29 protein-coding genes and 2 pseudogenes are annotated in these 25,549 nt (G+C 68.6%); 17 read left to right on the top strand and 14 right to left on the bottom strand.

The window, feature by feature from the left end; translation table 11 throughout:
• Positions 1–66 precede the first annotated feature (66 nt).
• The 3 genes from RM445_RS27705 to RM445_RS27695 all read left to right on the top strand — a co-directional run bounded on the left by RM445_RS27705 (position 67) and on the right by RM445_RS27695 (position 3,037).
• Positions 67–990: an STAS domain-containing protein gene (locus tag RM445_RS27705; protein ID WP_311559814.1), complete on the top strand. Its 924-nt coding sequence runs from the start codon at positions 67–69 to the stop codon at positions 988–990.
• Between the two features lie 4 nt (positions 991–994).
• On the top strand, positions 995–1,297 hold the full coding sequence (locus tag RM445_RS27700) for a phosphatase RsbU N-terminal domain-containing protein (protein ID WP_311559813.1): 303 nt from the start codon (positions 995–997) through the stop codon (positions 1,295–1,297).
• Between the two features lie 255 nt (positions 1,298–1,552).
• Complete coding sequence (locus RM445_RS27695; RefSeq protein ID WP_311559812.1) at positions 1,553–3,037, top strand: sensor histidine kinase family protein; 1,485 nt, start codon at positions 1,553–1,555, stop codon at positions 3,035–3,037.
• On the opposite strand, the gene RM445_RS27690 is transcribed toward RM445_RS27695, so the two are convergent.
• Positions 3,023–3,391: a cupin domain-containing protein gene (locus RM445_RS27690; RefSeq protein WP_311559811.1), complete on the bottom strand. Its 369-nt coding sequence runs from the start codon at positions 3,389–3,391 to the stop codon at positions 3,023–3,025. The genes RM445_RS27695 and RM445_RS27690 overlap by 15 nt on opposite strands.
• 240 nt (positions 3,392–3,631) lie before the next feature.
• On the opposite strand from RM445_RS27690, the gene RM445_RS27685 reads away from it, so the two are divergent.
• The 5 genes and pseudogenes from RM445_RS27685 (at position 3,632) to RM445_RS27665 (ending at position 5,389) form a co-directional block, all read left to right on the top strand.
• The gene (locus RM445_RS27685) at positions 3,632–3,820 is read left to right on the top strand and encodes a hypothetical protein (protein ID WP_311559810.1); all 189 of its coding nucleotides are present in this window, start codon (positions 3,632–3,634) and stop codon (positions 3,818–3,820) included.
• A pseudogene (locus RM445_RS27680) lies at positions 3,790–3,984 on the top strand (hypothetical protein); the annotation flags it as partial. The gene RM445_RS27685 and the pseudogene RM445_RS27680, both read left to right, overlap by 31 nt.
• 135 nt (positions 3,985–4,119) lie before the next feature.
• Positions 4,120–4,521, top strand: a pseudogene (crcB, locus tag RM445_RS27675) (fluoride efflux transporter CrcB); the annotation flags it as partial.
• A 61-nt stretch (positions 4,522–4,582) separates the two neighbouring features.
• Positions 4,583–4,960: a fluoride efflux transporter CrcB gene (gene crcB / locus RM445_RS27670; protein ID WP_311559809.1), complete on the top strand. Its 378-nt coding sequence runs from the start codon at positions 4,583–4,585 to the stop codon at positions 4,958–4,960.
• 24 nt (positions 4,961–4,984) lie between these two features.
• A complete protein-coding gene (locus RM445_RS27665) occupies positions 4,985–5,389 on the top strand; it encodes a universal stress protein (RefSeq protein ID WP_311559808.1) in 405 nt (134 codons plus the stop codon).
• A gap of 81 nt (positions 5,390–5,470) precedes the next feature.
• On the opposite strand, the gene RM445_RS27660 is transcribed toward RM445_RS27665, so the two are convergent.
• The gene (locus RM445_RS27660; protein ID WP_397469412.1) at positions 5,471–6,496 is read right to left on the bottom strand and encodes a substrate-binding domain-containing protein; all 1,026 of its coding nucleotides are present in this window, start codon (positions 6,494–6,496) and stop codon (positions 5,471–5,473) included.
• A gap of 139 nt (positions 6,497–6,635) precedes the next feature.
• Between RM445_RS27660 and RM445_RS27655 the strand changes: the two genes are divergently transcribed.
• Positions 6,636–7,058 carry a MarR family winged helix-turn-helix transcriptional regulator gene (locus RM445_RS27655; RefSeq protein WP_311559806.1) on the top strand — a complete coding sequence of 141 codons (423 nt, stop codon included), beginning with the start codon at positions 6,636–6,638 and terminating at the stop codon, positions 7,056–7,058.
• A gap of 27 nt (positions 7,059–7,085) precedes the next feature.
• On the opposite strand, the gene RM445_RS27650 is transcribed toward RM445_RS27655, so the two are convergent.
• The 3 genes from RM445_RS27650 to fmdA are packed head-to-tail and all read right to left on the bottom strand — an operon-like array spanning position 7,086 to position 9,318.
• Positions 7,086–7,745 (bottom strand): AmiS/UreI family transporter, encoded by a 660-nt coding sequence (locus RM445_RS27650; protein ID WP_311559805.1) that lies wholly within the window; start codon positions 7,743–7,745, stop codon positions 7,086–7,088.
• 25 nt (positions 7,746–7,770) lie between these two features.
• A complete protein-coding gene (locus RM445_RS27645; RefSeq protein WP_311559804.1) occupies positions 7,771–8,043 on the bottom strand; it encodes an FmdB family zinc ribbon protein in 273 nt (90 codons plus the stop codon).
• 21 nt (positions 8,044–8,064) lie between these two features.
• Complete coding sequence (gene fmdA, locus RM445_RS27640; protein WP_311559803.1) at positions 8,065–9,318, bottom strand: formamidase; 1,254 nt, start codon at positions 9,316–9,318, stop codon at positions 8,065–8,067.
• A 176-nt stretch (positions 9,319–9,494) separates the two neighbouring features.
• Here fmdA and RM445_RS27635 point away from each other — a divergent pair, with 176 nt between their 5' ends.
• A complete protein-coding gene (locus RM445_RS27635; RefSeq protein WP_311559853.1) occupies positions 9,495–10,721 on the top strand; it encodes an MFS transporter in 1,227 nt (408 codons plus the stop codon).
• Positions 10,722–11,709: 988 nt separating this feature from the next.
• Here RM445_RS27635 and RM445_RS27630 read toward each other — a convergent pair.
• The 3 genes from RM445_RS27630 to RM445_RS27620 form a co-directional block, all read right to left on the bottom strand.
• On the bottom strand, positions 11,710–12,234 hold the full coding sequence (locus RM445_RS27630; protein WP_311559802.1) for a 2'-5' RNA ligase family protein: 525 nt from the start codon (positions 12,232–12,234) through the stop codon (positions 11,710–11,712).
• Between the two features lie 215 nt (positions 12,235–12,449).
• Positions 12,450–13,610: an amidohydrolase family protein gene (locus tag RM445_RS27625; RefSeq protein WP_311559801.1), complete on the bottom strand. Its 1,161-nt coding sequence runs from the start codon at positions 13,608–13,610 to the stop codon at positions 12,450–12,452.
• 286 nt (positions 13,611–13,896) lie between these two features.
• The gene (locus RM445_RS27620) at positions 13,897–14,178 is read right to left on the bottom strand and encodes a cupin domain-containing protein (RefSeq protein ID WP_311559800.1); all 282 of its coding nucleotides are present in this window, start codon (positions 14,176–14,178) and stop codon (positions 13,897–13,899) included.
• Positions 14,179–14,776: 598 nt separating this feature from the next.
• Between RM445_RS27620 and RM445_RS27615 the strand changes: the two genes are divergently transcribed.
• The gene (locus tag RM445_RS27615) at positions 14,777–15,013 is read left to right on the top strand and encodes a hypothetical protein (protein WP_311559799.1); all 237 of its coding nucleotides are present in this window, start codon (positions 14,777–14,779) and stop codon (positions 15,011–15,013) included.
• A 563-nt stretch (positions 15,014–15,576) separates the two neighbouring features.
• Here RM445_RS27615 and RM445_RS27610 read toward each other — a convergent pair.
• The 3 genes from RM445_RS27610 to RM445_RS27605 form a co-directional block, all read right to left on the bottom strand.
• Entirely contained in the window at positions 15,577–15,741 is a 165-nt protein-coding gene (locus tag RM445_RS27610) for a DUF4177 domain-containing protein (protein WP_311559798.1), read from the bottom strand.
• Positions 15,742–15,873: 132 nt separating this feature from the next.
• The gene (locus RM445_RS32565; RefSeq protein WP_397469411.1) at positions 15,874–16,014 is read right to left on the bottom strand and encodes a KTSC domain-containing protein; all 141 of its coding nucleotides are present in this window, start codon (positions 16,012–16,014) and stop codon (positions 15,874–15,876) included.
• A gap of 128 nt (positions 16,015–16,142) precedes the next feature.
• Positions 16,143–16,649, bottom strand: coding sequence for a hypothetical protein (locus RM445_RS27605; protein WP_311559797.1), 507 nt, complete (start codon positions 16,647–16,649; stop codon positions 16,143–16,145).
• Positions 16,650–16,735: 86 nt separating this feature from the next.
• On the opposite strand from RM445_RS27605, the gene RM445_RS27600 reads away from it, so the two are divergent.
• The gene (locus RM445_RS27600) at positions 16,736–17,896 is read left to right on the top strand and encodes a site-specific integrase (protein WP_311559796.1); all 1,161 of its coding nucleotides are present in this window, start codon (positions 16,736–16,738) and stop codon (positions 17,894–17,896) included.
• A 386-nt stretch (positions 17,897–18,282) separates the two neighbouring features.
• On the opposite strand, the gene RM445_RS27595 is transcribed toward RM445_RS27600, so the two are convergent.
• Positions 18,283–18,480: an IS3 family transposase gene (locus RM445_RS27595; protein ID WP_397469410.1), complete on the bottom strand. Its 198-nt coding sequence runs from the start codon at positions 18,478–18,480 to the stop codon at positions 18,283–18,285.
• Positions 18,481–18,767: 287 nt separating this feature from the next.
• Here RM445_RS27595 and RM445_RS27590 point away from each other — a divergent pair, with 287 nt between their 5' ends.
• The 3 genes from RM445_RS27590 (at position 18,768) to RM445_RS27580 (ending at position 20,828) form a co-directional block, all read left to right on the top strand.
• Complete coding sequence (locus tag RM445_RS27590; RefSeq protein WP_311559795.1) at positions 18,768–19,382, top strand: GNAT family N-acetyltransferase; 615 nt, start codon at positions 18,768–18,770, stop codon at positions 19,380–19,382.
• A gap of 720 nt (positions 19,383–20,102) precedes the next feature.
• Positions 20,103–20,324 carry a hypothetical protein gene (locus RM445_RS27585; RefSeq protein ID WP_311559794.1) on the top strand — a complete coding sequence of 74 codons (222 nt, stop codon included), beginning with the start codon at positions 20,103–20,105 and terminating at the stop codon, positions 20,322–20,324.
• 213 nt (positions 20,325–20,537) lie between these two features.
• Positions 20,538–20,828, top strand: a complete 291-nt coding sequence (locus RM445_RS27580) for a hypothetical protein (protein WP_311559793.1) — start codon at positions 20,538–20,540, stop codon at positions 20,826–20,828.
• Positions 20,829–20,875: 47 nt separating this feature from the next.
• Here the strand turns inward: RM445_RS27580 and RM445_RS27575 are convergent, their stop codons facing one another.
• Both RM445_RS27575 and RM445_RS27570 read right to left on the bottom strand, forming a co-directional pair.
• Entirely contained in the window at positions 20,876–22,030 is a 1,155-nt protein-coding gene (locus RM445_RS27575) for an IS256 family transposase (protein ID WP_449619193.1), read from the bottom strand.
• 485 nt (positions 22,031–22,515) lie between these two features.
• The gene (locus tag RM445_RS27570; protein ID WP_311559792.1) at positions 22,516–22,698 is read right to left on the bottom strand and encodes a hypothetical protein; all 183 of its coding nucleotides are present in this window, start codon (positions 22,696–22,698) and stop codon (positions 22,516–22,518) included.
• An 832-nt stretch (positions 22,699–23,530) separates the two neighbouring features.
• Between RM445_RS27570 and RM445_RS27565 the strand changes: the two genes are divergently transcribed.
• Complete coding sequence (locus RM445_RS27565; protein ID WP_311559791.1) at positions 23,531–23,863, top strand: acyl-CoA dehydrogenase family protein; 333 nt, start codon at positions 23,531–23,533, stop codon at positions 23,861–23,863.
• A gap of 337 nt (positions 23,864–24,200) precedes the next feature.
• Positions 24,201–25,475 carry a carboxylate--amine ligase gene (locus tag RM445_RS27560; protein ID WP_311559790.1) on the top strand — a complete coding sequence of 425 codons (1,275 nt, stop codon included), beginning with the start codon at positions 24,201–24,203 and terminating at the stop codon, positions 25,473–25,475.
• Positions 25,476–25,549 lie beyond the last annotated feature (74 nt).

Here is a 25,549-nt window from a genome sequence, read left to right as displayed (position 1 = left end):
CACGGTTGACGACACCGCAGGGTCGACAGGGGTGGGACGATGACGACGACGAAGCACGCGACCGGCGTGTACCGGGTCGACGACGGCGAGGAGGACGACGGCGTGCCAGCACCGCGTTCGTTGGTCGGCGATGTCGAGCAGTCATCCGAACACGGAGTGCTGCTGCCCGAGCTCGTCGCCCATCTCCAGACGAACCGCACCTCCCTGCGGAAGGCATGGGCGCAGCGGATCACCGACGCGCGGCTGCTGTCGGCGATGACCGCACAAGAGGTGTTCACCGAGGTCACCTCGGTCTACGACAACTACGTCGCAGTCCTCGAGACCGGCAGCGTCGAAGAACTCCGCCGCTACGCCCGCGACCTCTCCGAACGCATCATCCCCCGCGGAGTCGAAACCGACGAAGTCGTCGGCATCGTCCTGCTCCTCCGCGACGTCCTCGCCCGATCCCTGTTCGAGAAATACCGCGACGACTTCGAGCTGCTCAACCGCGTCCTCGACGCCTACGAACCCGCCGCCAACCGCATCGCCAACACCGTCGCAGTCAGCTTCGTCGAACAACGCGAACGCGTCATCCGCCAACAACAAGACTCCATCCGCGAACTGTCCACCCCCGTACTCCAAGTCCGCGAACGACTCCTCATCCTCCCCATCATCGGAATCCTCGACCGCCCACGCGCCCAACAACTCACCGACCAACTCCTACGCGGCATCCGCACCCACCGCGCCAAAGTCGTCGTCATCGACATCACCGGCGTCCCCGACGTCGACGAAGCCGTCGCCGACCACCTCGTCAAAGCCGTCGACGCCTCCCGACTCATGGGCGCCAACGTCATCATCACCGGACTGTCCTCAGAAATCGCCCAGACACTGGTCACGATCGGGGTGGACCTCACCAAGATGAACACCGTCGGCGACCTGCAAGGCGGGATCGAAGAAGCCGAACGTCTGCTCGGACTACAGGCTTCCAAGTCGGACAACGCCAAGTCCTGACGGCGTGGTCACTCCCGTCGCACGCCTGCGACAGAACTACGCCGCTGAGTTCACCCGGTACCTCATCCATCGGGACGAGGCGGCTCGCGAAGCTGCGTACGAGCTCGGGCGGAGCAGCCTGGAAGACGGCGTGCGCCTGCTCGACGTCGTACTGATCCACCACGAGGTCGTCATCGACGCGTTGCCGGGAATGGAAGGTCCGCAAGAGCTGGCCAACGCCGCCGCCGCTTTTCTCATCGAGGTCCTCGCCTCTTTCGAGATGGCCCAGCGCGCCTTCCAGGAACGACGGAACACCGTCGAACCCTGATCGAGAGCCGGCCCCTCCGGCGTGTTCGACCCGTTCTGAGGAACCTCCAAGAACAAGGGGGAAGCGTTCGACCGATGCAGATCGAAACAGTGCGGCGGTGAGCCGGGCTTCGAACGGGCGTGTTCCCGTCGTCCACTACGACGTGCACGGCCTGGTCGCGCTGCGGCTGTACGACGCCCCGCAGCACGTCGTCGAGGACGTCACCCGCGAGCTCGGCGCTCCGCAGACCGTGCCGCCCGCGAGCCGGACCTGGTCGTGCGGTTCGTCGACCGGATGGCTCCTTCGGGCTTCCTGCGGATGCTCGGGCTGCACAATGCAGCCTTCGACGAGGAGCACTTCTATCTTCTCGACGCCCAGCGGCGCCGCGCGCAGGTCGACTTCACGCGGCTCGGCGAGCCGTGCGAGATCGTGTGCGAGCGCGAGATCGCGATGATCCCGCTGCTCATCCCGATGATCGGGCTCTATCTGGCGGCCGCCGGGCACGTGCTGCTGCACGCCGCGTCGTTCGTGCACCGCGGCCACGGCGTGCTCGTCGCGGGCTGGCAGAAGGGGGGCAAGACCGAGATCCTGCTGCCGTTCACCGCCGTGGGCGCGGACTTCGTGGCCGACGAGTGGACCGTCGTCGGGGGCGTCGGCCAAGGCATGTACGGGCTGTCGGAGGTCGCGCGGCTGTGGGCCGCGGCCGTGGTTCTGCTCCGCGACCAGGAACAGGCCGTCACCAACCTGCAGAACGCGACGATCGCGCTGGCCGACGACGTGGACGACCCGCCGCTGGACACCTGGCTGGTCATCCGCGATGCGCGTGGGCAACAGGACTCGACGGGAGGCCTCCCGGCCGGAGCCGACGACCCGGCCGCATTCGCCGCGGCAGTCGTGGGCGGACCACCGACGACGACCGACCGGCAGGTCGACGGCGTCACCTACCGCGTCACCACCGAACGGCGCACGGACGGCTTCGTCGTCCAGGCCGTACTCGACCTGACGCCACGACACGACGACCGCATCCGGATCCTCGCCGCCATGCACGCCGCCGGGGCCGCGGGCCTGGTGCTGGCGGCGGTGGCGGGGACGTGGCTGAGCCGGCGCGCGCTGCAGCTGATGTCGGCTGCGCTGGCGTTGCAGCGCCGGTTCGTCGCCGACGCCGGGCACGAGCTGCGCACCCCCCTGACCCTGCTCGGCACCCGGGCACAGCTGTTGCGGCGACGGCTGCAGCAGGTCGTGGCCGGCGACCCACCCCGGGCGTGGTCCGACTCCCGCCCTCTGACGGTCCCCTCTGCCGCCGCCTGTTCCTCGCCCTCGACCCGCTGGTCTCCGCAACTGACGACTATCGAAGGCAGACTCGTTGCTATGACGAGCAATTCTGAGGTTCTCGACAGGGCAATCGCCACAGCCAACGCCAACGGCTGGAAGGGCAGCGTTGTCTACCCGGGCGTGTACCGATCGCCCGAGCAGCTGATATACAGCCACGACTTCGCCCGCGCGCTGTGGGGCAAAGAAGCACCGAACGACTATTGCAAAAATAGCAGGGGTGGACATGTGGCAGTTCCACCTCCAGCAGATGGTTGTAGCCGACGATCCCATCGCCTACCTCGGCGAGCACATCTAGCAACTTCTGCAACCGTCGCAATTCGTACTATGTTGCCAGTAAGACAACATGGCGTGACTAAACCGAAGTCGAGATTGACGGCAGACCTGCTCGCGGAGCCGTGGGCGCGGGGAGCGTGGTCACGGCGAGCCTGATCGGTAGGAACGCTCGACGGTGGGCTTTCCTTCTGGATTCGGCCCGTACACCGCCAGCATCCGCGCGTACCTGGGAGCCCAGTAGTGGCCGGTCGACCCGGCAGGGACACGGATGACGTCGCCTATGTCCGCGATGACGGTTACGCCCCCTGACTCGACGTGGAGTTCCCCCTCCAGGACGTAGTTCAACTCGTCGTACTCGTGCCGATCTGTCCAGCGCGCGCAGCGCAACTCCCACTCCGACAGCACGGGTTGTTGCCAACGTCCCGACTCGGGCCGGTTGAACCACCGGTGAGCCGGTCCGTCGGCCGACTCCTGAAGGGCCTGCTTCGTCATCAGCTCGGGCTCGCCCATCCCTGCACCTCTCATCCGACCGACGCCGTCGCAACCGTACGGCCACGACTGCGGGGCACGCCGCCTCGGGAAGTAGGTCCAGCAAGGCGCGCTGCGCAATCAGTCGAACCTGGCGCTCGCGGTCGTCGGCCGGGCCCGCAACGCCGCCTGGTCGCCCCCTGCAGGCCCAGGTGTTTAACCGCCGACCTCGCCATCCGCCTGCCACTGTGCCTGGGGGTCGCCACGATGGACGTCGGCGCGGTGGCCGCCCCGCTGGCGCCGTCGTTTCCGGTGCTGGTGGGCGCCCGGGTGCTGCAGGGCGTCGGCGCCGCCGCGGTACCGGTGCGGCGCCTGCTCGTGAAGGAGCAGGAGCTGACCCGCTCCCGGGACGCGCTGGCGCGCAGCGCCGGCGGATGCCGATGGGCGGCACCTGGGCCTACCTCGACCTGACCGCACCCGGGCGGCAGGAGCAGTGGGAGGACTCGCCCGAGGGCTACCCACAGACCCCGGCATACGAGTGGTGGAACTGGCATGACGAGTACGGCGAGACCGCGATGGCCAAGGACTGGAGCGACCAGGTGCAACGCGGCGTGCAGGCGTTCCGCGACAGCTGACGCCGCCGGTCGGGTCGTGGCCATGCCCGGTGACCGGCCGCCACGCCCGCCGGGTGCTCCTGTCCCACACCTCGGAGTTGTGGCACTCTTCGCTGTTTCGGCTGCTGCCCTGGGTGGACGTGTCGGGGAGGTCGGATGACCAGCCGCTGGAGGCCAGGACGCGTCGGCCGGATGGAGCCTTTCGGGCATCCGGTGGAGGTGCTCGCCGTGATCGCCCTGGGCGGTGTCATCGGGGCGGAGGCACGCTATGGACTCGGGTCGGCAGTGCCCCACACCGCCGCTTCCGCGCCGTGGGCGACCCTTGCGGTGAACGCGGTCGGGTCGGTTCTGATCGGCGTGCTGATGGTGGTGATCGTCGAGCTCCGCGAGGCGCATCGGCTGGTGCGTCCGTTCCTCGGCGTCGGGGTGCTGGGCGGGTTCACCACCTTCTCCACGTACGCGGTGGACGCGCTCTTGTTGGCGGATGCGGGACGAGCGGGTGTGGCCGTGGGTTATGTGGTGCTCACACCGCTCGTGGCGGTGCTGGCGTGCGCGGTCGGGGCGATGGTCACCCGGGTCCTCGCCGGGCGCACCATCCGCCGGCCGTCCGAGGTGGACCGTGAGCCCGCCGGCGGCAATGTGGGTCGCACTCGGCGCCGCGGTGGGCGCTCCGCTGCGTTACGTGGTGGACAAGGCGGTCCAGGCGCGCCACGGTCTTCGGTTCCCATTGGGCACCTTCACCGTCAACGTGATCGGCTCGTTCGTGCTCGGGTCCCTCGCCGGAGGGGCCGCAGTTCTTCCGGCGGCGGCGGGACTTGCGGCCGGGGTCGGGTTCTGCGGGGCGTTCACCACCTACAGCACCTTCAGCTACGAGGTGTTCAGCCTGATCGAGACCCGCGGGCGCGGCACCGCCGTGGCGTACGTCGCGGGCAGGGTCGCCGCCGGTTTGGCCGCGGCCGCGCTGGGGTGGTCCGTGGTGCGCGCGATCGTCTCCTGATGGCTGCCGGGAGAGGAGGATGAGATGGTCGAGATGGGCGGCACGGCGCCGACGTTGGTGGTCGGTCACAGCCAGGATCCCTCGAGCGACTTCGCGTTGGCGACGGCGGTCGACCTGGCGCGCAGGCTGGGCGGGCGCCTGCACGTCGTGCACGTCATCGGGATCGAGGACTACCCCGTCGACAGCGATGCCGCCGACTGGGAGCAGCAGGGCGAGGCGGTGATCGCCGAGCAGCGTCGCCGGGTCGAAGCCCGACTCGCGGACGCCGGGGTGCCGTGGAGCTACGAGGACAGGCGTGGTGACCCGGCGAGCGAACTAGCGGAGGTGGCAACGGAGCGCCGCGCACTGATGATCGTTCTGGGGACCCGAGGAGAGGGGGTCCGGCAGGCGCTGTCGCGGCTGATCGAGCGTCGGTCTCCCATGGCGTGATCGCCCGCCAGCACCGACCGGTTCTGGTCGTCCGGGGCCCGGAGTAGCTGTCCCGTCCACCGCCTGGCCCGGGCGCCACACTCACAACTGGCAGAGCACGTCGAACTCGAGCCCGTCCGCCACCGACAGGTACACGGGCTGGTCGAGGTGGTGGTCCCGGATGTGCAACAGCCCGCGGGCACCCTCGTAGGACACGGAATCGGCGACGGCGGACACCTCCGGCAGCGCGGTCGACCCCGCGGCTCGGACGAGTTCGGCGAGCAGCTTGACCCCCTCGTAACACGACTCACCGAGGCTGTTCAGCATCGGTGAGTCGACGCCGAAGCGGTCGGCGTAGCGGCGACCGAAGTCGAGGCCGTAGGCGCTGGGCAGCGACTCGAAGAAGCCCGCCGCGGAGTACAGCCCCCGGCTCGCCCGCGCCCCGGTCGCGAGGAGCATGTTCTCCTCCATCAGCGGGCTGAACCGCGGACAGACCAGATCCAGCTCCTTCGCGGCGAACTGTCGGTTGAAGTGAACGGCATCCTCCCCGACCAGCAGCATGACGACGAGGTCGCAGCGGCAGGACTCGATCCGGCGAAGGGCCGCGGTGAAGTTTTTTGTACCGAGAGGAACGAACGTCTCGAGCGGGACCGTGGCCCCCAACGCGGCCGCGTAGCGGCGGACCGCCTGCGCCGTACGACGCGGCCAGACGTAGTCGTCACCGACGACCGCCCAACTCCGCGTGCCCAGTTCCAGCCGCAGCCAACGCAGCGCGGGCAGCACCTGCCGATCAGGGGTCTCGCCGGTGAGGAAGACCCCCGGCCGATGCTCTCCGCCCTCGTACAGGGGCGTGTACACGTAAGGCACCCGGCCGGAGATGCGCGGCGCGACCTCGTTCCGCACGGCGGAGATGTGCCAGCCGGTGACGGCGTCGACCGCGCCCCGGGCGAGCAACCCGTCGACCTCGTCGGCGACCTCCGTCGGAGGCCTGGCGCCGTCGACGACGACGAACCGCAACTCGCGGGCGAGGACCCCGCCCTCCGCGTTCACCTCCTCGGCCGCCAGCTGAGCGCACAGTTCACAGGACGGACCGAAGACCCCTGCAGGGCCCTGCAGGGGCACGACCAAAGCGACGTCGAAGACCGCCCGACCGCTGGCCGGTCGGTTGGCCCGATCGGATCGAGGGGACACAGCGCGAAGTTGATGCTCCTGTAAAATGTTTCCATGCGCGGGGACCAGACGCTAGCCACCCCGCTGGTCGTGCGCAATGGGTGACGGAAGTCCGGGCCCCGGCCTCCTGCAGCTGCTCAGTCACACCCAGCACCACCTGACCACCCGGGTCGCGGCCACTCTCCGCGAGCAGCGCAGCAGCCTGGAGGAGTGGCGTGTGCTCTCGCTGCTCTCCGATGGCGCCGGGCACTCGATGCGCGAGGTCGCGGAGTTCGCGCTCATGCCCGCGCCCTCGGCGACGAAGCTGATCGACCGGATGGTGTCGGGCAACCTCGTCTACCGTCGCGTCGACGCACACGACCGGCGGCGAGTGCTCGTGTTCCTGTCCGCGCGGGGCCGGGCGGCGCACCGCAGGCTGCGTCCCGTGGTCGAGGCGTCGATCGACAGCGCGGACGAGGGGCCGCTGCGCGACCTCGTGCGCGAGCTCCTGCGCCGGGTGGGACCTGCCACGGCAGGATGAGCCGGCCGTCATCCCGTCGGTCGTCGATCAGAAGGCCAGCGCACCGATCAGGACCGCGAAGCCGAGAGCCCAGGCCGTCAGGATGCCCTCGATGATCGCCAGCCATCCCGCGAGCCGCGCGACCGGCCGGTCCAGCGCCAGCAGCGCCCAGAACACCCCCCATAACAGCGCCCAGGCGAACCAGTTGATCCCGAGCCACACCAGGGCCGGATTCCCGCCCGCGTTCTGCAGCGTGTAGATCCCGGCAGGGACCGCCGTGATCGCGACGAACAGGCAGTACCAGCCGAACGCGTGGCCGCCCGCGTCGAGGAACTGGTTGAACGCGACCCACAGGTAGGTGAACGCGAACAGCAGGATGAACCCCCCGCCGCGCACCGAGGCGAGGTCGCCGCGGATCCCGCCCTGCACCAGCAGGATCACTGCGATCACCACACCGACGAAGCCGGTGAAGATGTTCAGTACCGCGACCTCGCGATTCTGGATCAGCAGCGGTGAGCGTTCCGCGCGCGCCGGTGGGGGCTCGACGCCCCGACCGCCGACCGACGCGGACACCTGCCCGCGGTCCTCGCCCGCGCCTGCGGCGGCCGGCGCGGGCGCGGGCTGTGCCGCCCGCGCCTGCCCGATCAACCAGATGCCGTTCACCGCGAGCACCGCGCCGACGTAGAGCAACACGACGCCCAGCAACATCGAAGGTCACCCCACTTCCGGAGGGTCAGTGCAGCACCCAGGGCGGTGCGGCCACGACCGGCCGCGGCATGGGCCGCCCGCGCTTCTCCGCCACGACCCGGGGCTCGTGTGCGCTGGCCTCCTCGGCCTCCAGCGCCCGCCTCACCCCGGAGGCCAGGGCCGGCAGACTCGGCGGGGTGAAGACCCGCCGAGCCTGGTGCCGGCAGTCCGGACACCGCGCACCCTCCGCCGCCAGCGCCATCGGACGGGTGAGCTCGAAGCGGCCGCAGGCCGGACAGGCGAAGACATAGACCGGCATGACGTGTCCCGACGCTCTGGGTCAGCTCGTCCGGGCGCACGCCCCGCGGTCGGCCGACTGCGGGCCCTCGCTGTTCGGGCGGATGTCGAAGTCGAAGATCGCCGTCGGCAGGTACAGCGAGCAGCACGCGTTCGGGATGTCCACCACGCCGGAGACGCGGCCCTCGATTGGCGCCGAACCGAGCAGCAGGTAGGCCTGCTCGCCCGAGTAGCCGAACTTCTTCAGGTACTCGACCGCGTTCAGGCACGCCCGCCGGTACGCCACCGTGGCGTCGAGGTAGTAGTTCTCCCCCGAGCTCTCGTCGACCGAGACCCCGATGAACGTCAGGAAGTCGCTGTAGCGCGGCTCGACCCGGCCCGGGATGAGCACCGGGTTCGACGTGATGCCGTACTTCTCCATCCCGCCCTTGATCAGGTCCACCCCGAAGTCGATGAAGCCGCCCATCTCGATGGCGCCGCAGAAGGTGATCTCGCCGTCGCCCTGCGAGAAGTGGAGATCTCCGCCGGAGAGCTTGGCCCCGGACACGTGCACCGGGTAGTAGACGCGGCTGCCCCGAGTGAAGTTCTTGATGTCGTGGTTGCCGCCGTTCTCCCGCGCGGGCACCGTCCGCGCCCCCTCCCTGCCGACCCGCTCGAGCTCCGAGCCGCTGAGCGTCCCCGCGAGGACGCCGTCCTCCAGCGGCGGCAGGGCCAGCGGCGGCACCCGGTCCGGGTTGCTGTCGATGAGCGCCTGCTCCCGCCGGTTCCACTCGGCCAGCAGCTCGGCCGACGGCGCCGTGCCGAACAGGCCGGGGTGGGTGATCCCCGTGTAGCGAACCCCGGGGATGTGCCGGGATGTCGCGTCCTGGCCGTGGAAATCCCAGATCGCCTTGTACGCGTCCGGGAAGTGGTCGGTAAGGAAGCCACCACCGTTGGCCTTTGCGAAGATCCCGGTGTAGCCCCAGCCCTGCCCCGGGGCGTCCCCGTACTCCTGCGGAGGCTGGCACGGCCCCAGGTCGAGGATGTCGACCACGAGCAGGTCGCCCGGCTCAGCACCTTGGATCTCGATCGGGCCGCTGAGCATGTGCGCCACGTTCAGGTTCACATCCCGCACATCGTTCGACGAGTCGTTGTTGCCCAACTGGGCGTCGGTCCACTCCCGGCACTCCACCCGGAACTCCGACCCCGGACGCACCGACGCCGCGGGCGGGATGTCCGGGTGCCAACGGTTGTGTCCCGGCACCGCCTGATCGCGCATGGACGTGGACTGGTCGACGCTGAACACCACCTCGGGCACCGCTGCTCCTCCCGCCGAACTCGCGCAGATGCTTCCTGCAGAAAATATTCCCTCCTGGGGGCCGTGTCAACGAGCCGGACGGCTGGTCAACGGGCTGCGCGGGCGGCTGCCGAACGCCCCATGACCCCCACAGCTCCGACCATCGGCCCGCGCACCCTCTGACGGGGCCACCCGTGATGCACGCTGCAGGGGTGCTGGCGAAGCCCGATACCTTGAGCGAGTTCGGGCTCCGCCGTGTCCTGGTCGTCCTGTGTGTCAGCGAGATCGTCAGTTGGGGTGTGCTGTATTACGCCTTGCCAGTCCTGGCCCCGGCCATCGCCGACAGCACCGGGTGGTCGATCGCCGGGGTGACCGCCGCGTTCTCCACGGGGCTGGTCGTGTCGGCGCTGGTCGGGATCCCGGTCGGGCGGTGGCTCGATCGCATCGGCCCGCGCCTGGTGATGACGACCGGCTCGGTGCTCGCGGTTCCCGCGGTGGTCGGGATCGCCCTCGCACCGACGCTGCCGTGGTTCGTCGCCGCCTGGGTGCTGGCCGGCGTGGCCATGGCCGGCACGTTGTACCCGCCCGCGTTCGCCGCCCTGACCCGTTGGTGGGGCCCCCGCCGTCTGGCCGCGCTGACCGCGCTGACCCTGCTCGCCGGACTCTCCAGCACGATCTTCGCGCCGCTGACCGCCACCCTCCTTGCTCACGGGGGGTGGCGACACACTTATCTCACCCTCGCCGCCGTCCTGGGGTCGATCACGATCCCCGGGCACCTGTGGGGGCTGCGCGGCCGCTGGCCCGAACCCGATCCCGCCGAGACCGTTCGCCAGGAGCACGTCCCGGACGCGATCATCCGCAGCCGCGCCTTCCTGCTCCTGGTCGCCGCGGTGGCGCTGGGCACGTTCACCGCCTTCGCGGTGGTGGTCAACCAGGTGCCGCTGCTGATCGAACGGGGCATGTCCACCACCAGCGCGGCCTGGGCGCTGGGCCTGGGTGGGCTCGGCCAGGTCCTCGGCCGCCTCGGCTACCGCCACCTCGTCGCCGCCACGACCGTCCGCGTCCGCGGTGTGGTCGTCCTCGCGCTCACCGCGGCGACCACCGGCCTTCTCGCGGTCCTGCCCGGCCCGGCGACTCTGCTGATCGCTGCCGCAATGCTCGCCGGCGCCGCCCGCGGCGTGTTCACCCTGCTGCAGGCCACCGCGATCAGCGACCGCTGGGGCGCGGCCCACTACGGTCGCCTCAACGGGCTGCTGTCCGCGCCCGCCCTGCTCGCCACCGCGTTGGCGCCGTGGGCCGGCTCGGCCCTCGCGCAGACCCTCGACGGCTACCCCGCCGTGTTCGCCCTGCTCGCCGCCCTCGGCGCGCTTGCCGCAGTCCTCGCCGCCGGTACGGTGCCGACAGGGCAGCGACACCCCACTTGACCGTAGCCGCTCAGCTGAGCCGGCAATCGACTCGATGAATGGGTCGTGTTCGTCTGCACCCGCAACTCCCTGCCGATCGTCGGCCACAACGGCGCCGGGGTCGGCCCGCTCAAGCCCGCCGGCCACGCCGGCGACCCGGCCGTCGGACGGCCTGGCGCTCCGAACCCGCATGCGGGGTCAGCGCCCCCGCGCGTCGCTCGTCGTGACCGTCCAATGCGACCGGAGCGGCGGCTCTCTGCCGACCTCGGCTGAGCATTTCGACCAGCCTGCGGCCCATGCGTTGTCGCGAGGTCTGTGAAGAACGCGTCGAGCTGCGGCACGGTGCCTCCCGCAGCTGCCACTGCCCGATCGCCGGAAGGACGACCGACCGGAGGCGCTGCCGGTACGTGTCCGCGGTCGTCGCCGCCCGCGTCCCCTCGCCCACCTGGGCATCGAAGGTGGCCAGGTGGGCCTCGGCCGCCCGCGCGAAGGTGTGGTGCGGACGCAGCGGCGCGGCCGGCGTCCCGACGCGACTCCGGAGCTCGTCCTGCAGAGCTGCCATCGCCGCGGCTATCGACCGTCCGGCGCGCTCCAGCGAACGTGTGACGCCGTCGAAGTCCCGGAACCGACACCGGGCGACGTAGGTCGCGCTGCCCGGCTGCTTCGTCACCGACATGCTGCCGTGCGCGACCATGGCCGGTGGTGGTCGCGCCACCCGCCTCGACATCCACCGATTGCGTTCCCGTGGGGTTTCCCTGGGAATTGATCGTGGTTGGTACCGTGAGCGGACGATAGACCGGCTTGAGCTGCTGCGATGTGGGGCGGGTGGGGCTCGAACCCACGACCTGACGGATTATGAGAGAACACATCGCCACCGCAATCCGCCTCTACCAGCAACAACAGTCGCACGCCCAACACCATCAGACGCCTCTGACCCCACTGGTAGCCGCGATTTCGCACCACGAACGGCACCACGGCGATCAGCAAAGCAATCCGGCTGAAGCGCTCGTCACCCCACAGCCGAAACCGGCCAGACTTCGCCGGTGGCGCTGTCGATCAACGCGATGCGATCGAGCCGAGCCTCGAGCGGCAACACGTCGTAGATGGCGGCAGCAAGTACCGGCAGTTGAGCCAACGAGGCCCGCGGAGCCACCGAGCAATGCGGCAACCACCTGCCAGGGCGGTAGTGCTTGTGTAGTTCGGCGCCGGTCTCGGTGATCGCTTCGACCACCCGCTCCTGTCTCGTGACGAACTCGGCTGCGGCGCCGGCCAGCAGCCAAGCCCGACCTCGTCGGAACAGCCCGACACCGTCGAATGTCAGCTCTACCGGGGCCATAGGGCCAAGCCCCGCCACGGCCGCGGAGACCGCAGCCAGGTCCCAGGTCCGCAGGACCGCGTACGAAACGTGCGGCATGTGCTGGCCGTGGGTGTGCGAGCGCAGGCTCGGAACGCCAGCTCGCTCGAGCCGATCCCACAGCGCGCGCACGGCCCGCTCCGAGCGCTGATCAAACAGAAGGCAAACCGCCAAAGCCACCCTGCCGACGCTAACGTGGCGCTACGCGACGACGCGTGGTAAACGGCCACTGATCGGGCCCGGAGCCAGCGATGGCCCTTCCCCCCCGATCCGGGCTGTCGACCGGCCGACCTCCACCGGGGCCGAGGCGGAGGTCCGGCGACGAGCAGGCGGCACCGCTCGATGTCCCTGAACTCCAGGCCGTGCACGTCCGCCAACTCGCGGAGTAGCAGGGATCAAACCCGCCGGCCCGCGCGAAACACCGCCCGCACGTCCAGGAGTGCCCGCACATCGGTGGTCGGGTCACCGGCCACGGCCAGGATGTCGGCGTCGAAGCTGGGGGCCAGCCTGCCCTTCCTGCTGCCGACCCCGCAGGCCCGCGCCGCCACACTGGTCACGGCGGCCAACGCCTCCATGGTGCTGAATCCGAGGCTGGCGAACAGCACGACTCCGTGCGGCAGCACGTCGTGCGGCTTGCGCGAACCGACCCCGGCGTCCGAGCTGCACACCACGCGGACCCCGGCCCGCTGCATCCGAACGACGTTGGCCCGGCACTGCTCGAGTCGGACCGCATCGGCGGGCGGCAGCGGCGGCCCCCCGGGCAGCCAGGCCTCGGTGGCACCGACGAATACGCCCGCCGCCGCGAGTCGATCCACCGTTCCCGCGTTGAACTCGACCCCGTCCGGGGTGAGGAAGGTGGCGTGTTCCACCCCGTCCACCCCCGCCGCGAACGATTCGGCGATACCCCGTGGGCCGTGCGCGTGCGCGGTGACCGCCAGCCCGCAGTCATGGGCGGCCTCACACGCGGCCCGCAGCTCGACCGGCCCGTACTGCGACTCGTGCACGCCAAATCCTGGCGTCATCAACCCACCGGTCGCCATGATCTTGATGACGTCCACCCCGGCAGCGACTCGCTGCGCCACCGCCGCGCGGACACCATCCACCCCGTCCGCCTCGCCGCCAAGGAACCAGCAATGCCCGCCCGTGCGGGTGATCGGCGGCCCGGACATCAACAGCTCCGGACCCCCCGCCCAGGCACTACGCAAGCGACCGGTCAGGTAGCGGGCGTCGCCCAGGTCGCGCATCGTCGTGATCCCCGCGGCGAGGGCTTGCGCGGCATTGGCCCGCATCCGCGACAGCAGAACGTCGTCATCCACCTCGAGCACGTCAACCAGAGGGTGCCCCATGGGGTCGAACGCCAGGTGCACGTGCGCATCCACCAGCCCCGGCAACAGGGTGGCATCGGTCAACTCGACAACCTCGGCGTGCGGCGGCGGTGCCGCACCGGACCGGTCCACCGCCACAATCCGATCGCCCTCAACCAGCACCATCACCCGGCCACGCGTCACCGCCACCCCATCGAACAGACCCTGCGCCCCCAACGCGAGCAACCGCACTCCTCAACGCACTCCTCGTGGTGACCGACCTGGTCGAATACTCCTCCGCCGCCGATTTGTGGTCACTGCCGCCAGCGTGGCCTTACCCGTCGGGCACAAGTCCCTTCGGCGCTGCGGCAACGAGGACGATCACGGGCCGCGGGGGTGGTCGTGGCCGTCGCCACCGAGACGATCGTGCCTGCGCGGCGGGCGCCGTCATGCGGTACCCGACGACTCCTGCGCGATCGCGTGGGTTTGACCGGCGGCCGCGCCAGGGGCCGACCTCGGGCAACTGTCGAGGCAGCGATCAGCCGCCCGCGTTCTGGATGTGCCGCAGCACCTCCTGGAGCTGAGCCGTAGGAGAAAAGTCCACGTACGCGCAGTCCTCCAAGGCTTCCGGGGCATGCCCGGGGGCCCAGTAGAACGCCTGGCCGGCCTCATAGGTGTGGTCCCCCGACGGGGTGCGCATCAGCAGCGTGCCCTCAAGCATGTAGCCCCAGTGCGGGCACTGGCACATGTCGCCCGGCAGCCCCGCCAACGCGGGACCCAGGTCGGTTCCCTTGGCGAAGCGGAAATACCCGACAGTCATCTCGCCGACCTCGGATAGCCGGACCTCGACATTGTCGTCCTTGAGTGCGATAGGGACATCGGCCGCCCTGATTGATCGCATAACGCATACCCCTTCCCCCGTGGAGGTCGAGCAGCGCGCCCCGTACCGCGAGCAGGTGCTATCTCCCGGCCTACCTCGGTCCCGTCGACCTCGTGCGTCTCGGCCTCGGCGATCATGCTCTTCCGTAAGCCGCCGGTAAAGACCTCGATCCCGGCGAGGGTCGACGATCAGGCCCTCCGGCCGTGATGATGCTGACGTACAACCCGTCCCGGTCCCGGTCAGCTGTGATGGTGCCGCGGCGCCCGGGCGTGCTGGCCGGGCGAGCGGCGGTGGCGCAGCCAGGGGTGAGCGCTCGGTGCGGCAGATCGAAACCAGGTATAGCCCGGTACGGCCCAGCGCCGTCGTGGCTGAGGAGTTCAACGTCAAGAGGAGTGCGCCCATAACACGTGCACAGTTGCCTCTGGCGCCTCGCTGATCGTCGGAGGACCATGACTGACCCTGGTAGCCGGGAGAAGGGGTGACAGCGATGCCGTATGGGCGATGTGTGGTTTACAGCTTCCGGGGCGACAAGGATGAGATGATCGAGAAGGCTCGAGCCGGCATTCTGCCGATCTTCAAGCAGCAGTCGGGGTTCATCGCCTACGGCGTCATCCCGGTCGGTGACAAGCTCGTTTCAATGAGCGCCTGGAACTCCGAGAGCGACGCGAAGGGCGCGGACGAGGCCGCCAAGGATTGGGTGTCGAAGAACGTCGACATGACCGTGGAGCAGAGCTACATGGGTGACTACTCGTGGTTGGAGTTCGCCTCGCGATAAGGGCTCGTGGATCAAGGCGGGTGTCTGCCGACTGACCAAGCAGCACCCGGCATATGGGTGCCGAGAACACTGACACGGCTGACGAGGGGCGCAACGAGCCGGGGACGAACCCGAGCTCGGCGAGGACAGCAGCTTTGCCCGGGCGGAGTGCCGGTGGGGACCCACCCGTCGATCGTTGTAGGACGGCTCCGCTCGTGCTGGAGGGAAGTACCCGGTCGGTGGGGTGCTCCCGGCGCGGGCAGGCCGACGACCAGTCGGAGAAACATCGGTCTCGCGTTCGGTCAGCCGCCGCCCTAAGTTGGTCAAGGCCAGTTGGTGAGCACCTCAGCCCCTGGCCAGCGTGACGACTCGCTCGAGGTCGGGCTCGGCTAACTCTTCCGGCAGCGTGCGACGGCCCGGCGCCGGTTCGCCGAGCTCTTGACCGGCTCGGCCGAGCAGAGATCGCCCGTCTCGCACGGCGAGGGACAGGTGCGGCCGAGCGGCGACGTTAGGCGGGAATTCGGCGGACGGCACCACCCGGCGTGGGCGAGAGGATCGAACTCGACCACTGCTGATCGGGGAGGTCAGTTGCGCGGACGCTCGAAGGTCACCAGGACCCCCTCGACGCCACCCGGCCCGATCCGTCCCTTGACCTCGACCGCGGTGATCGCCTTGACCTGCCAACCACTGCTCGCGTGATCGTTCAGGATCCTCTCGAGCTTGTCCCCCGACATCTTGCCGCCGATCATGCCTTCGCGAACCTAAACCACCTTGTACTCGTACTTCAATGAGGTCGGCCGGGCAGGGCTGTGGTCGGGGCGGGCATCACCCGAGACGTCACTGCGGAGCGGATCTTCTAGCAATCATTGATAATTCAAGACTTAACCGATACGACTATGTGAATACTTGTCCCGCACGTAGTGGCTGAAGTAGCGCCCGTGGCTTCCAGCACCCATCAGGCCTCCGAAAATGTGCGCGGGTACGCCATGATAACGATAGATCCCACTGCTGCGGAACTCTATGTCAAGCCATCAATTGATCGACTCGTAGCCAATTGCAAACAATGTTGCCCGAGACGACTGGCGTCCTGATCAAGATTCTCCTCACAGCGGAGCGGACGGTGTCGGCTCGGCGGATGGCCGAGATCCTCCTAAGTGCGCCGCAGAGCTTGCTGTCCTGCTGAGCGAAGCACGGTCTCCTGCGTCAGGCGGTTTTGACCCGCCACGAGCACCGCCACCGCGGCGAGGCCTGACAGCGACCGCTGCCGCGTCGACTGCGTACCGGTGAGCGCCGCCCAAGCACGACGCTTGACTGCGATGGCGACTGCCGGGGAGCCGCTCGCCACTGTCCTGTCCGAGTGCGTCGCCGTGACGGACTTGATCCCCTCGCAGCTGACGTTGATCGTCGCATGAGACTGGAGGTCGGCTTCCACCACCAGTCGCAGGCGCCACAACGGCATGAAGGTGACCCAAGCTCCGCTCAAGCTGCTCATAGACGCGGCTGCGACCTTGTCTGCCCGAACTGTGGGAGTAGAGTGGGAGTCGATCTTCTCGGCACATGCGGATGGCCACATATCCGCTGGTAGAAGCTCCTCCGACTGGACTCGAACCAGTAACCCTGCGATATGCAGGTATTGCTTTGCATCGTTATGCATCACTGCGCGTCCTCCCGCCCGAGCAGCGAAGACGCCGCGGACCAGTGTGCATCGGTTTGCCTTGGTTGTCCTCGTTTTATGGGGGTAAAATGGGGGTCATGGCCCGCCCGCCACTCCCCCTCGGGACAAACGGCCGCATCCGGGTGTACCGCCACGGTGACAGCTGGCGAGCCCGAACCCTGTACCGCGATTGGGACGGCACAACACGTCACGTCGAGAAGTACGCACGAACCCAGGCCGCCGCCGAGCGGGCACTGATCGAGTCACTACGGGATCGCCACCGCTCCGACGCCGGCGCTCTCATCACCCCCGACACCCGAGTCGACGTGCTCGCCCAAGCGTGGTGGAACGAGATCGAGCAGGGCAGCCACTCCCCCGGCACCCGCCGCAACTACCGCGACCGGTTAGACCGACAGGTGATCCCGACCCTCGGGCGGCTTCGGGTGCGCGAACTCACCACCGGCGCCATCGACCGTCACCTCCGCGTCGTGCGGGACAAGCACGGCGCCGGGACAGCGAAGCTCACCCGCACCGTACTCAGCGGCATGTGCGGGCTCGCCGCCCGCTACGACGCCCTTGATCGCAACCCCGTGCGCGAAGCCAGCGCGATCACCCGCACCACCCCGCGCACGGCCCCCCAGGCGTTGACCGCCGCGCAAGCCACCCAACTCCGAGCCGCCCTGACCTACGACGAGAAAGCGATCAAGCGCGATCTGCCCGACTTCGTCTCGATGATGTTGGCGACCGGCCTGCGGATCGGCGAAGTGTGCGCGATCACCTGGGACTGCATCGACTTCGACGCCGCCACCATCCGCACCGGCGGCATCGTCGTCCGCGTCCCCGGCAAGGGGCTGCAAAACAAGACGACGGAGTCGAGCAAGGTCACACCGCGGCTCCTTCGGCTGCCGTCATGGGCCGTCGAGATGCTGCGCATCCGGGCCAGCCACTCCGTGCTGTCTCACGATCCGTTGTCGCACGATCCGGTGTTCCCGGCGCCACTGGGCAACCTGCGCGACCCGTCCAACACCCAAGCCGACCTCCGAGACGCGTTCGCGGCCGCTGACTTCACGTGGGTGACAAGCCATGTACTGCGGAAGACCGTCGCGACACTCATGGACCAGGCCGGGCTCTCCGCCCGGGCAGCCGCCGACCAGCTCGGCCACGCCAAGCCCTCGATGACCAGCGACAGATACTTTGGGCGAGGCGTCACCGACACCGGCGCTGCCGACGTACTCGAAGCTCTCGCCTGACGGTGCATCCGCGAAAGGCGGCGACGAACTCGGTGGTGACCCGGTGAGTTTGCTGTCGTTGCTGTACTTCACTGCTGTACAGCAGCCCGACCCCTACTTCTCGCCGAGGCCTTGAGCTGGCACGGGTTGTGCGTGAAGGACGTCCCACAGCGTGCGGGACGTGTGGTCCCCGCCCGGGCCCCTACTCCCCGGCGCTCGCGAGGACCGCTGCCGCGGACCTGAGTTGGAAAGCTGCCGCGCGCCACCGGATCCCCCCGGCACCGGTTCGGCGCACCGACACCACCTGGCGGCAGTTCCTGCGCACGCAGGCCACCAGCACGCTGACTGTCGATTTCTTCCACGTCGACTGCGCGGTGTGAGGTTCCCCCGCTTTGCCGGAGTCCCGGTTATCTGTGGTGGTCGCGCTCGGCGCGATGGTAGGTCTCCTCGTACTCGTCGGGGGACAGCCCGCCGAGGCCGGCCTGGATGCGGCGCGGGTTGTACCAGCCGTCGATGTAGCGGAGCAGGGTGTGCTCGGCCTCGGTGCGGGTGGCGAACGTCGTGCCCGGCCAGTACATGAGCTCGACCTTGATGGTTGCCCACAGGTTCTCGGCCAGGGCGTTGTCGAAGCTGTCCCCGGTGCTGCCGGTCGAGGGTGCGACCCCGGCGTCGACGAGGCGCTGGGTGAACCGCAGCGCGGTGTACTGGCAGCGAGCTCGACCTCGAGCGGACCAAGCACCTTGAACAGCACGGCGATCCTCCGCACCAACGGGGCCTCGACCTGACGGGGTCCCGATGCTGGCACGTTGGAACTGTCAGGGAAACGTCACGGAACGGTCAGCGACGCGTCCGATCCTTCTCCTCGCACGGTCCCACACGACGAGGAGACAACATGACCACCGTCCTTACCACCACCACCGGCGACGTACGGAAGGCCCTGCCCACAGACGCCGCGGCGGTCGCGTCGGCGCTCGCCGCCGCGTTCACCGACGATCCGGTATTCCGCTGGATCCTTCCCGATGCCAGGACCCGTCCAGCGGCCACGCAGACCTTCTTCGACCTGGTCGTCGAGATCCTGGCCCCGCACGACGACGCGTGGACCACCACCGCCGGTGTCACCGGCACGGCGCTGTGGGTGCCTGCCGGGCGGGCACCGATGTCCGACGAGCGCGCTGAGCGGTTCGCCAGCGAGATCACCGAGCTGTGCGCGCCCCACGGCGACCGGGTGCTGGAGCTGGTCAGCCTGATGGACGAGCAGCACCCGCACGAGCCGCATGAATACCTGTGGTTTCTTGGCGTCATCCCGACCGCCCAGGGCCACGGGCTGGGCTCCGCGCTGATGGCACCCGTGCTCCAGCGCGCTGACCGGGCCGGCCACCCGGCATACCTCGAGGCCACGAGCCCGCGAAGCAAGGCGCTCTACGAGCGGCACGGATTCCGCGCCGCGACACCCTTCGCCGTCGCGGGCGGCCCGCCACTGTGGCCGATGTGGCGCGACCCAGCCTGACACAGCCCCACCCAGCAAGACGGGCGCCGCCAGCCGGTGTCGGCGCCCCATCGTTCCCCGCCCCAAAGAAGGGAATCCCGACATGACGCGCACCGGCCTCGTGCGCGGCCCGCCGGGCCGCCGGCACGCTTGCAGTGGCGACGGTCCTCGGCTCGGCGCCGACATCGATCGCGGGGTCGAGCCCGGCGCATTCAACGGCCTCATGGAGAACCATTGCCCGGACCCTCGCCTATTCCGCGGTCACGCGCTCCTCGGTGAACGACGTATGAGCGTGGTGCCGCAGGTCGGGAAGGTTCGCGAACTCGGGGAGAACCTGGCCGCCAGATCGCGCAGGGATGCGCGATCTGGCGATTCCCGGTCCGGTCGTGCTGGTGTGCACCCGCACCGAGGAGTGCCGCGAGGCGTTCGACCCCGGGTCGTGCGGACCGACGACCCGGTGCAGGCCGGCGATCACTTCCGGGTCGGGTCGAGCACCAAGACATTGATCTCGCTGGTCGACCCGGCCAGGCTGCCCGCACGTCGAGTGCGGGAGGTGGATGTGGCTCGTCGACCGAGTGTGTTCGTGCGGAGGGAGCCGCCCGGCAAGAGACACACGGAGGGGTAACGAAATCATTAGGCCTAGCGAGTTCTGATTCGTCCCCGGAGTACGTCGGGTTGGCCTGACCCGAACGTAGATCGCCCTCCCGCTGGAAGGCCGTTGTCGCGCAAGCTGGAGGGCTGTTGAACCTGAAATACAACAACCCCGTTCTCTGGATGTTCCTCGAGCATTGGCCGCTGCTGATCCTCACACCAGCGGTCCTGCTGCTCATCGCCGTGCTCGCGTTCATCACTCGGCGGTGGGACCAGCGGGATGAGATCGTAGCGCGCGAGAGGGCTCGTCGAGCCGACAACCGAGTCGAGCCACGCGAGGCTAATCGTGGCGAGCATCCGGTCAACGCGTGATGACACGACGGCGAATCCTCTCGCTTGGCCCTCTATCCCTCTGGAGGGCCTACGGTCCCACATGCGGCTACCACACCGGGACGCTCTCGCATGAACCGGGCCCTGCCGGGGACCGCACCGCTTGCCTCGCGACTCCGTCTGTCGTGGGCCGACCGTGACCCCCACCCGAGCGCTCGGGTGGGACCCCGACTGTGACTCCGTGAGGATGCATCGGTGGATCTTCAACCTAGCGACGTCATAGCTCGGCCTCGTGTCCGGGGCAGCGACCTAATCCCTCACTTAACGGAATCTGCGACTCTTGCCGATCGCCCCGACGACCGAACGCCGTGGGAACAGGCCGCAAAGGCGATCATTCCGACTCTGGAGTACACCCAGTCCTTGGAGGCGACCCCGATCTACTCGATCACAAGGTGGATTCCGCCGGCCGGCCTCCGGCTCGCCACAGTGATCGTCCTCAAAGTGGCGGGCGAGACGGACGTGGAGATCATTTACGGGGACGGTTGACGAGGATGTCCCGAGTTACGTGGAACTTCGGTGGCGGCCCGTAATCATCAGGCCGCGTTGACGGCCTCATCATGGACGGGGGCACCGACGGTTTCGGTGACCTTGTCCAGCGTGTCGCGCAGCGATCGTAGGTGGAGGTGGCCGTTCACCCGGCGGAACTGCTTGCCGGCCTCGACCATCCCGGCGGCGCACCAGCGCAGCGCCATCTGCCCATCACGCCAGCGCTTGACGTTCGCGCTGTGCGCACGACAGATGCTGATCGTGCTCTCGATGGCATTCGTGGACCGCAGCGTGCGCGCGAGTGTGGGCGGTACGCCCAGACGCAGTACGGTGAGCGTCTCGGCCATGCCCTCGCGCAGGCTCGCCGCGGCGCCGGGATGAGTCTTGTCCAGCTCGGCGGCCAGCGCGGTCAGCTCGGCCTCGGCGGCCAGCGCGGACTCGGCGTGGTAGGCCCGCCGCATCCGGGCCGCCACCACCGAGCGCAGCTTGTCCGGCAGCCGATCCTGCGCGTTTCGGATCTTGTGGAGTTGGCAGCGGCCGATCACCGGGCGGTCGAACACGTCCACCACGGCGCGGCGCAGCGCCTTGGACCCGTCGAGCACCGCCAGGGTCGGGCGGGTGACATCCAGGCCGCGCTCGCGCAGCCCGACGATCAGCTCGGTGACCAGGGTGGCATTCTCCGTCGAGCCCTCCACCACAGACAGGGGGTGTTTCGCGCCGTCGATATCGATGCCCAGGGCGACCACGCAGGTGTGCTCGCCAAGTGCACCCGGTCGACCATCATCGCCGACCATCATCGCCACCAGGTCCAGCCCGGACAGGTCCGCGGCCAGCAGCTGGGCCAGCGCGGTCTCGGTGGCCGCGACGAACCGCCGCGACACCGCCGAGCGCGAGGTTGGCGTCGCGGTCTGCTCGGTACGGGTGCCGACCGGCTCGAGCCCGATCGGGTAACGCCGCGTCGACAAGTCTGCGAGCATCCGCTCCAGGGCTATCCGGCCCAGCACCTCGGTCGAGGAGAACAGCTCATAAGAGGGCACCGGCAGCTCGCCGGAGCCGTCGACGGCGCGTCCGCGGCCGCTCGATCGGCACTCGCCGCCTGCCCAGGGCCATCGACCCGCACCGTGCCCGTGTCGGGTCACGGCACGCTGCGGATCGTGCTTGCCCCGCGGGCCGGACGCCGCGCTGACGTCGGCTTCCATCATCGCGCCCGCACCTGCAACCCGGCGCCCCGACCGCCGGCGCCAGCAACCCCTCGCGCAGCTCGCCGGCCAGCTCGGCCAGGGCCACGCTCACCGGCTCCGGCACGCTCCGGCACGGCCGGGTGGCTCGTTTCGCTCTCCTGGTTCTGGTAGTTCTTGCCCACGGCGGTCCCCCTTCCTCGTGGTGTTCCTGGCGGTTCACCCGGTGCCTACCGCGAGGCGGGCTTCAGGTGGGGACCGCCACCTCAAGTTCCATGAGTTCCGGGACGACCTCGCTGCGTCGGCACTGTGCGACAGCTCAACTCGGTCCGGTGACGGCAGCCGGCGTCGCAGCTCGGCCAGCGCGGGTGTAGGTGGTGCGCCCGCCCCCGTAGGCGTGCGGCGGTAGTCGATCGAACCCGGTATACATGATCAGGTGCCCACGCTGAGGCAGACGCTCTTGCCCTGCTCGACGATCACCGGGCCGTTGATGCAAAGGCGCGAGATAGTCACCAGAAATCCTGACCCTCTTCGTCCGCACCGTCACCCAACGTCCGCTTCATATTGTCAAGGAAACCCATGATAGTCCTCGCCTGCTCGCGCAAGTATGCCGCACCCGCGACCGTTGCGTCCGGCCTGCCGGAATACTCTTCAAGCAGTTCCTCTATCTGCTTGCGGGCGGTCTCGATCATGTTACCCGGTCGTGCTTCACGCTCGTCCACTACTCCGCCAACAGGCCGCCCGTGAACGCCCGCAGCTCCTCGTTCACACAGCTCCACTGCGCCTCAAGAACTTCCTCGGGCGTCTTCCGCAGCTCGAACACTGCGCACACTGCCCACCCGGTCAGCCTCTGAGCGACGTGGGGCGGAACGGTCAGCTTGTGCCTGGCGGCCTCGTCAGTTCGTAGCATAAGTGGCTAGTAGCGCGGCCACCGCCTAGACGGAGATACTCTCTTCGGCCCCTGCCCTGCCTATGAAAGTGATCGACATTCCCAGCCGCGGTCGCATTCGTCGAATAGAACGCCAGCGTCCCAACCAGCCTCGACATGCCGTGCCGCGTGCCCGTCCACTTCTTCGCATCCCTTGCCGACCAGCGGGCTGCTGCCCGATCATCACTGCCTGCACGCCATGCATCAATTGTGACAACACCCGAGGGCGTCGGTCGCCGGGCGAGAAGTGGTTCGTCCACAAAGCGGCCTTCTTCTTAGCAATCCCGCCCACGTGATTGTCAATGTGCCTTTCGCCCTTTCACGGTTGACGACTGTCCAAGGTCGCCACCGGCCCTATCGTCAATCTCCTATACGGGCGAGACGTCGGTGTCCGTATAGGAGTCGCTCATGTACTGCCCAGCTTTCGCCATCGCGGCCTATAGTAAAGCGCTCGCTTCGCGCCTACCCCCATCACGAGAAGACCCGGATCGTGCTGCGCACCCGACCCGACACCACCAAAGAGACCGAGATCCTGGTCCTCCCGCGGGGCCTACGAGTTCGCCTTGAAATGAGCTTAAGACGTTACCGATGGCGGGATGTCCCCGATCATCAATCACCAGGCCGTCGGCTACCTCCTGGCCGAGGTCGCCGCCAGGATCGAGGCCTACCGGTACATGTGCTGGACGGCTGCCGAGATCTTCATCGTCGCTATGATCGCCCTATCCGCTGTCGTCGCCGGGTACGAGTCGATCCGCCCCCTGCTCGCCCCGCAGCCGATCGCCTGGGCACCAACACCCCCGTCCGCGGTCACCGTGATCTTCGGTCGAGCCGTTGTGGGCACCTCGAAAGTGTCTCGATCAGGTTCGACGTGGTCCTCAGCAAACTCAGTTTTCCCTACTCCAGGGGCATTTTCGTCTTCCAGGCATTGACACGCCGACAGGCTCGCGAGAGCCAAGGCTAGCCTGGAAGCAGTAGTTTGTGATGTATTGCATCCTGTCTGTAACGCGACCGCTGTCGGTTTCGAGTGCCTGATACAAGGCCCGGAGCCCCGATCCTCGTTAGGACAGACGGGCGTGTCTAGTGAAGGAGCGATAACATGCCCGGTCGGCAGGATGACCACATGCGGTGCGGGTTATCACGGGAACAGACCTCCCCGAGGGGCGGGTCTGATCGATGATGATGACCAGGGCGATCGTGGTTTCCGGAGCGACGCACGGACTCGGTGTGGTACGCAGCCTGGGCCGGCAGGGCGTACCGGTGACCGTCGTGAGTTACGACCGACGCGACATCGCCCAGAGGTCGAAGTACGTCGGAGACGTGATCCGGGTGCCGCACCCGGACAAGGACGAGGCGCAGTTCGTCAAGGTGCTGCTCGAGGCTGCCCACCGCTGCCCGGGCTCGCTGCTGATCCCCGCCTCGGACGCCGCGCTGGGCACGGTGGCCCGGCACAAGACGAGCCTGGAGGACGCCGGGCTGATCGTGGCGAGCGACGGTGCAGAGGTGACCGAGACTCTGCTGAACAAGGCGACGACCCTCGCGCTCGCCCGCTCCGCCGGAGTCCCCAGCCCGGCGACCTTCCCGGTGTCCGACGAGGACGACGTGCGCCGGTTCTGCGCGACCGCGGAGTTCCCGGCGGTGCTCAAGCCCGAGCTCAGCCACATCTACAAGCAGCTGGTCGGCGTCAAGTGGACGCGGGTCGACAGCACCAAGGAGGCCCTGCGCGCCTACACGGTGGCACGGTCGCACTCGCTCGAGGTGGTGCTCCAGGAGCTCATCCCCGGCGACGAGCAGTGCGGAGCGGTGTACAACTCTTATTTCTGGGACGGCGAGCCGCTCGTCGAGTTCACCTCCCGGAAGATTCGGAACTCGCCGCCCGAGACGGGGTCGCCGTCGGTCGTGGTGAGCGAGTGGATGCCGGAGGTCGCCGAGCAGGGCCGCCGTCTGCTGGGCACGGCGAGGTTCTCGGGCTACTCGTGCACCGAGTTCAAGCGAGACCCGCGCGACGGCCAGTACAAGGTGATGGAGGTCAACGCCCGGCACAACCTGTCGTCGCTGCTCGCCACCCGGTGCGGCGTGAACTTCCCGTGGCTGCAGTACCAGCACCTCGTCGACGGCGTCGTGCCGGTACAGCGTGACTACGAACAGGGCATCTACTGGGTCGACATCACGCGCGACCTGCAGCACCTTCGCCACTACCTGCGGCGACCCGGATACTCCCTGGGCGAGCTCCTTCAGCCCTACCGACGCCCGCACGTCTGCGCGGTGCTCGATCGCGACGACCTGGGGCCGGCGGTCACTCGTGGTGTTGACACGGTCCGGGTCGCCGCCGGACGGCTCCGGAGCAGGTTCAGCCGCCCCACAGCATCGCCAGGCCTGAGCCCTCCCCTCCGGCTTCCGCTGCAGCGGGAGCGGGAGGACACGCCGCCCGCGCGGGAAGGGCGCCCACCGCTCGGTTCCGGTCGCTGGACCGAAAGGACCGACCACTCACCTAATGAGGCTCCGCCTCGGACCGCCGAGGTGGGTGGCTGGTCGGGCGGGTGAGCTGCGGTCACGCTGTCAGCCATGGCGACGGTGACGGTCAACGATGTGCTCGAGGGGCATGTGGCGCTGGATCT

The sequence above is a fragment of the Pseudonocardia charpentierae genome, from assembly GCF_031845345.1.
In the GTDB taxonomy this organism is placed as follows: Bacteria; Actinomycetota; Actinomycetes; order Mycobacteriales; family Pseudonocardiaceae; genus Pseudonocardia; species Pseudonocardia charpentierae.
Note: the sequence above shows the minus strand (reverse complement) of the source record. Positions and strands in the feature narration are given on the sequence as shown.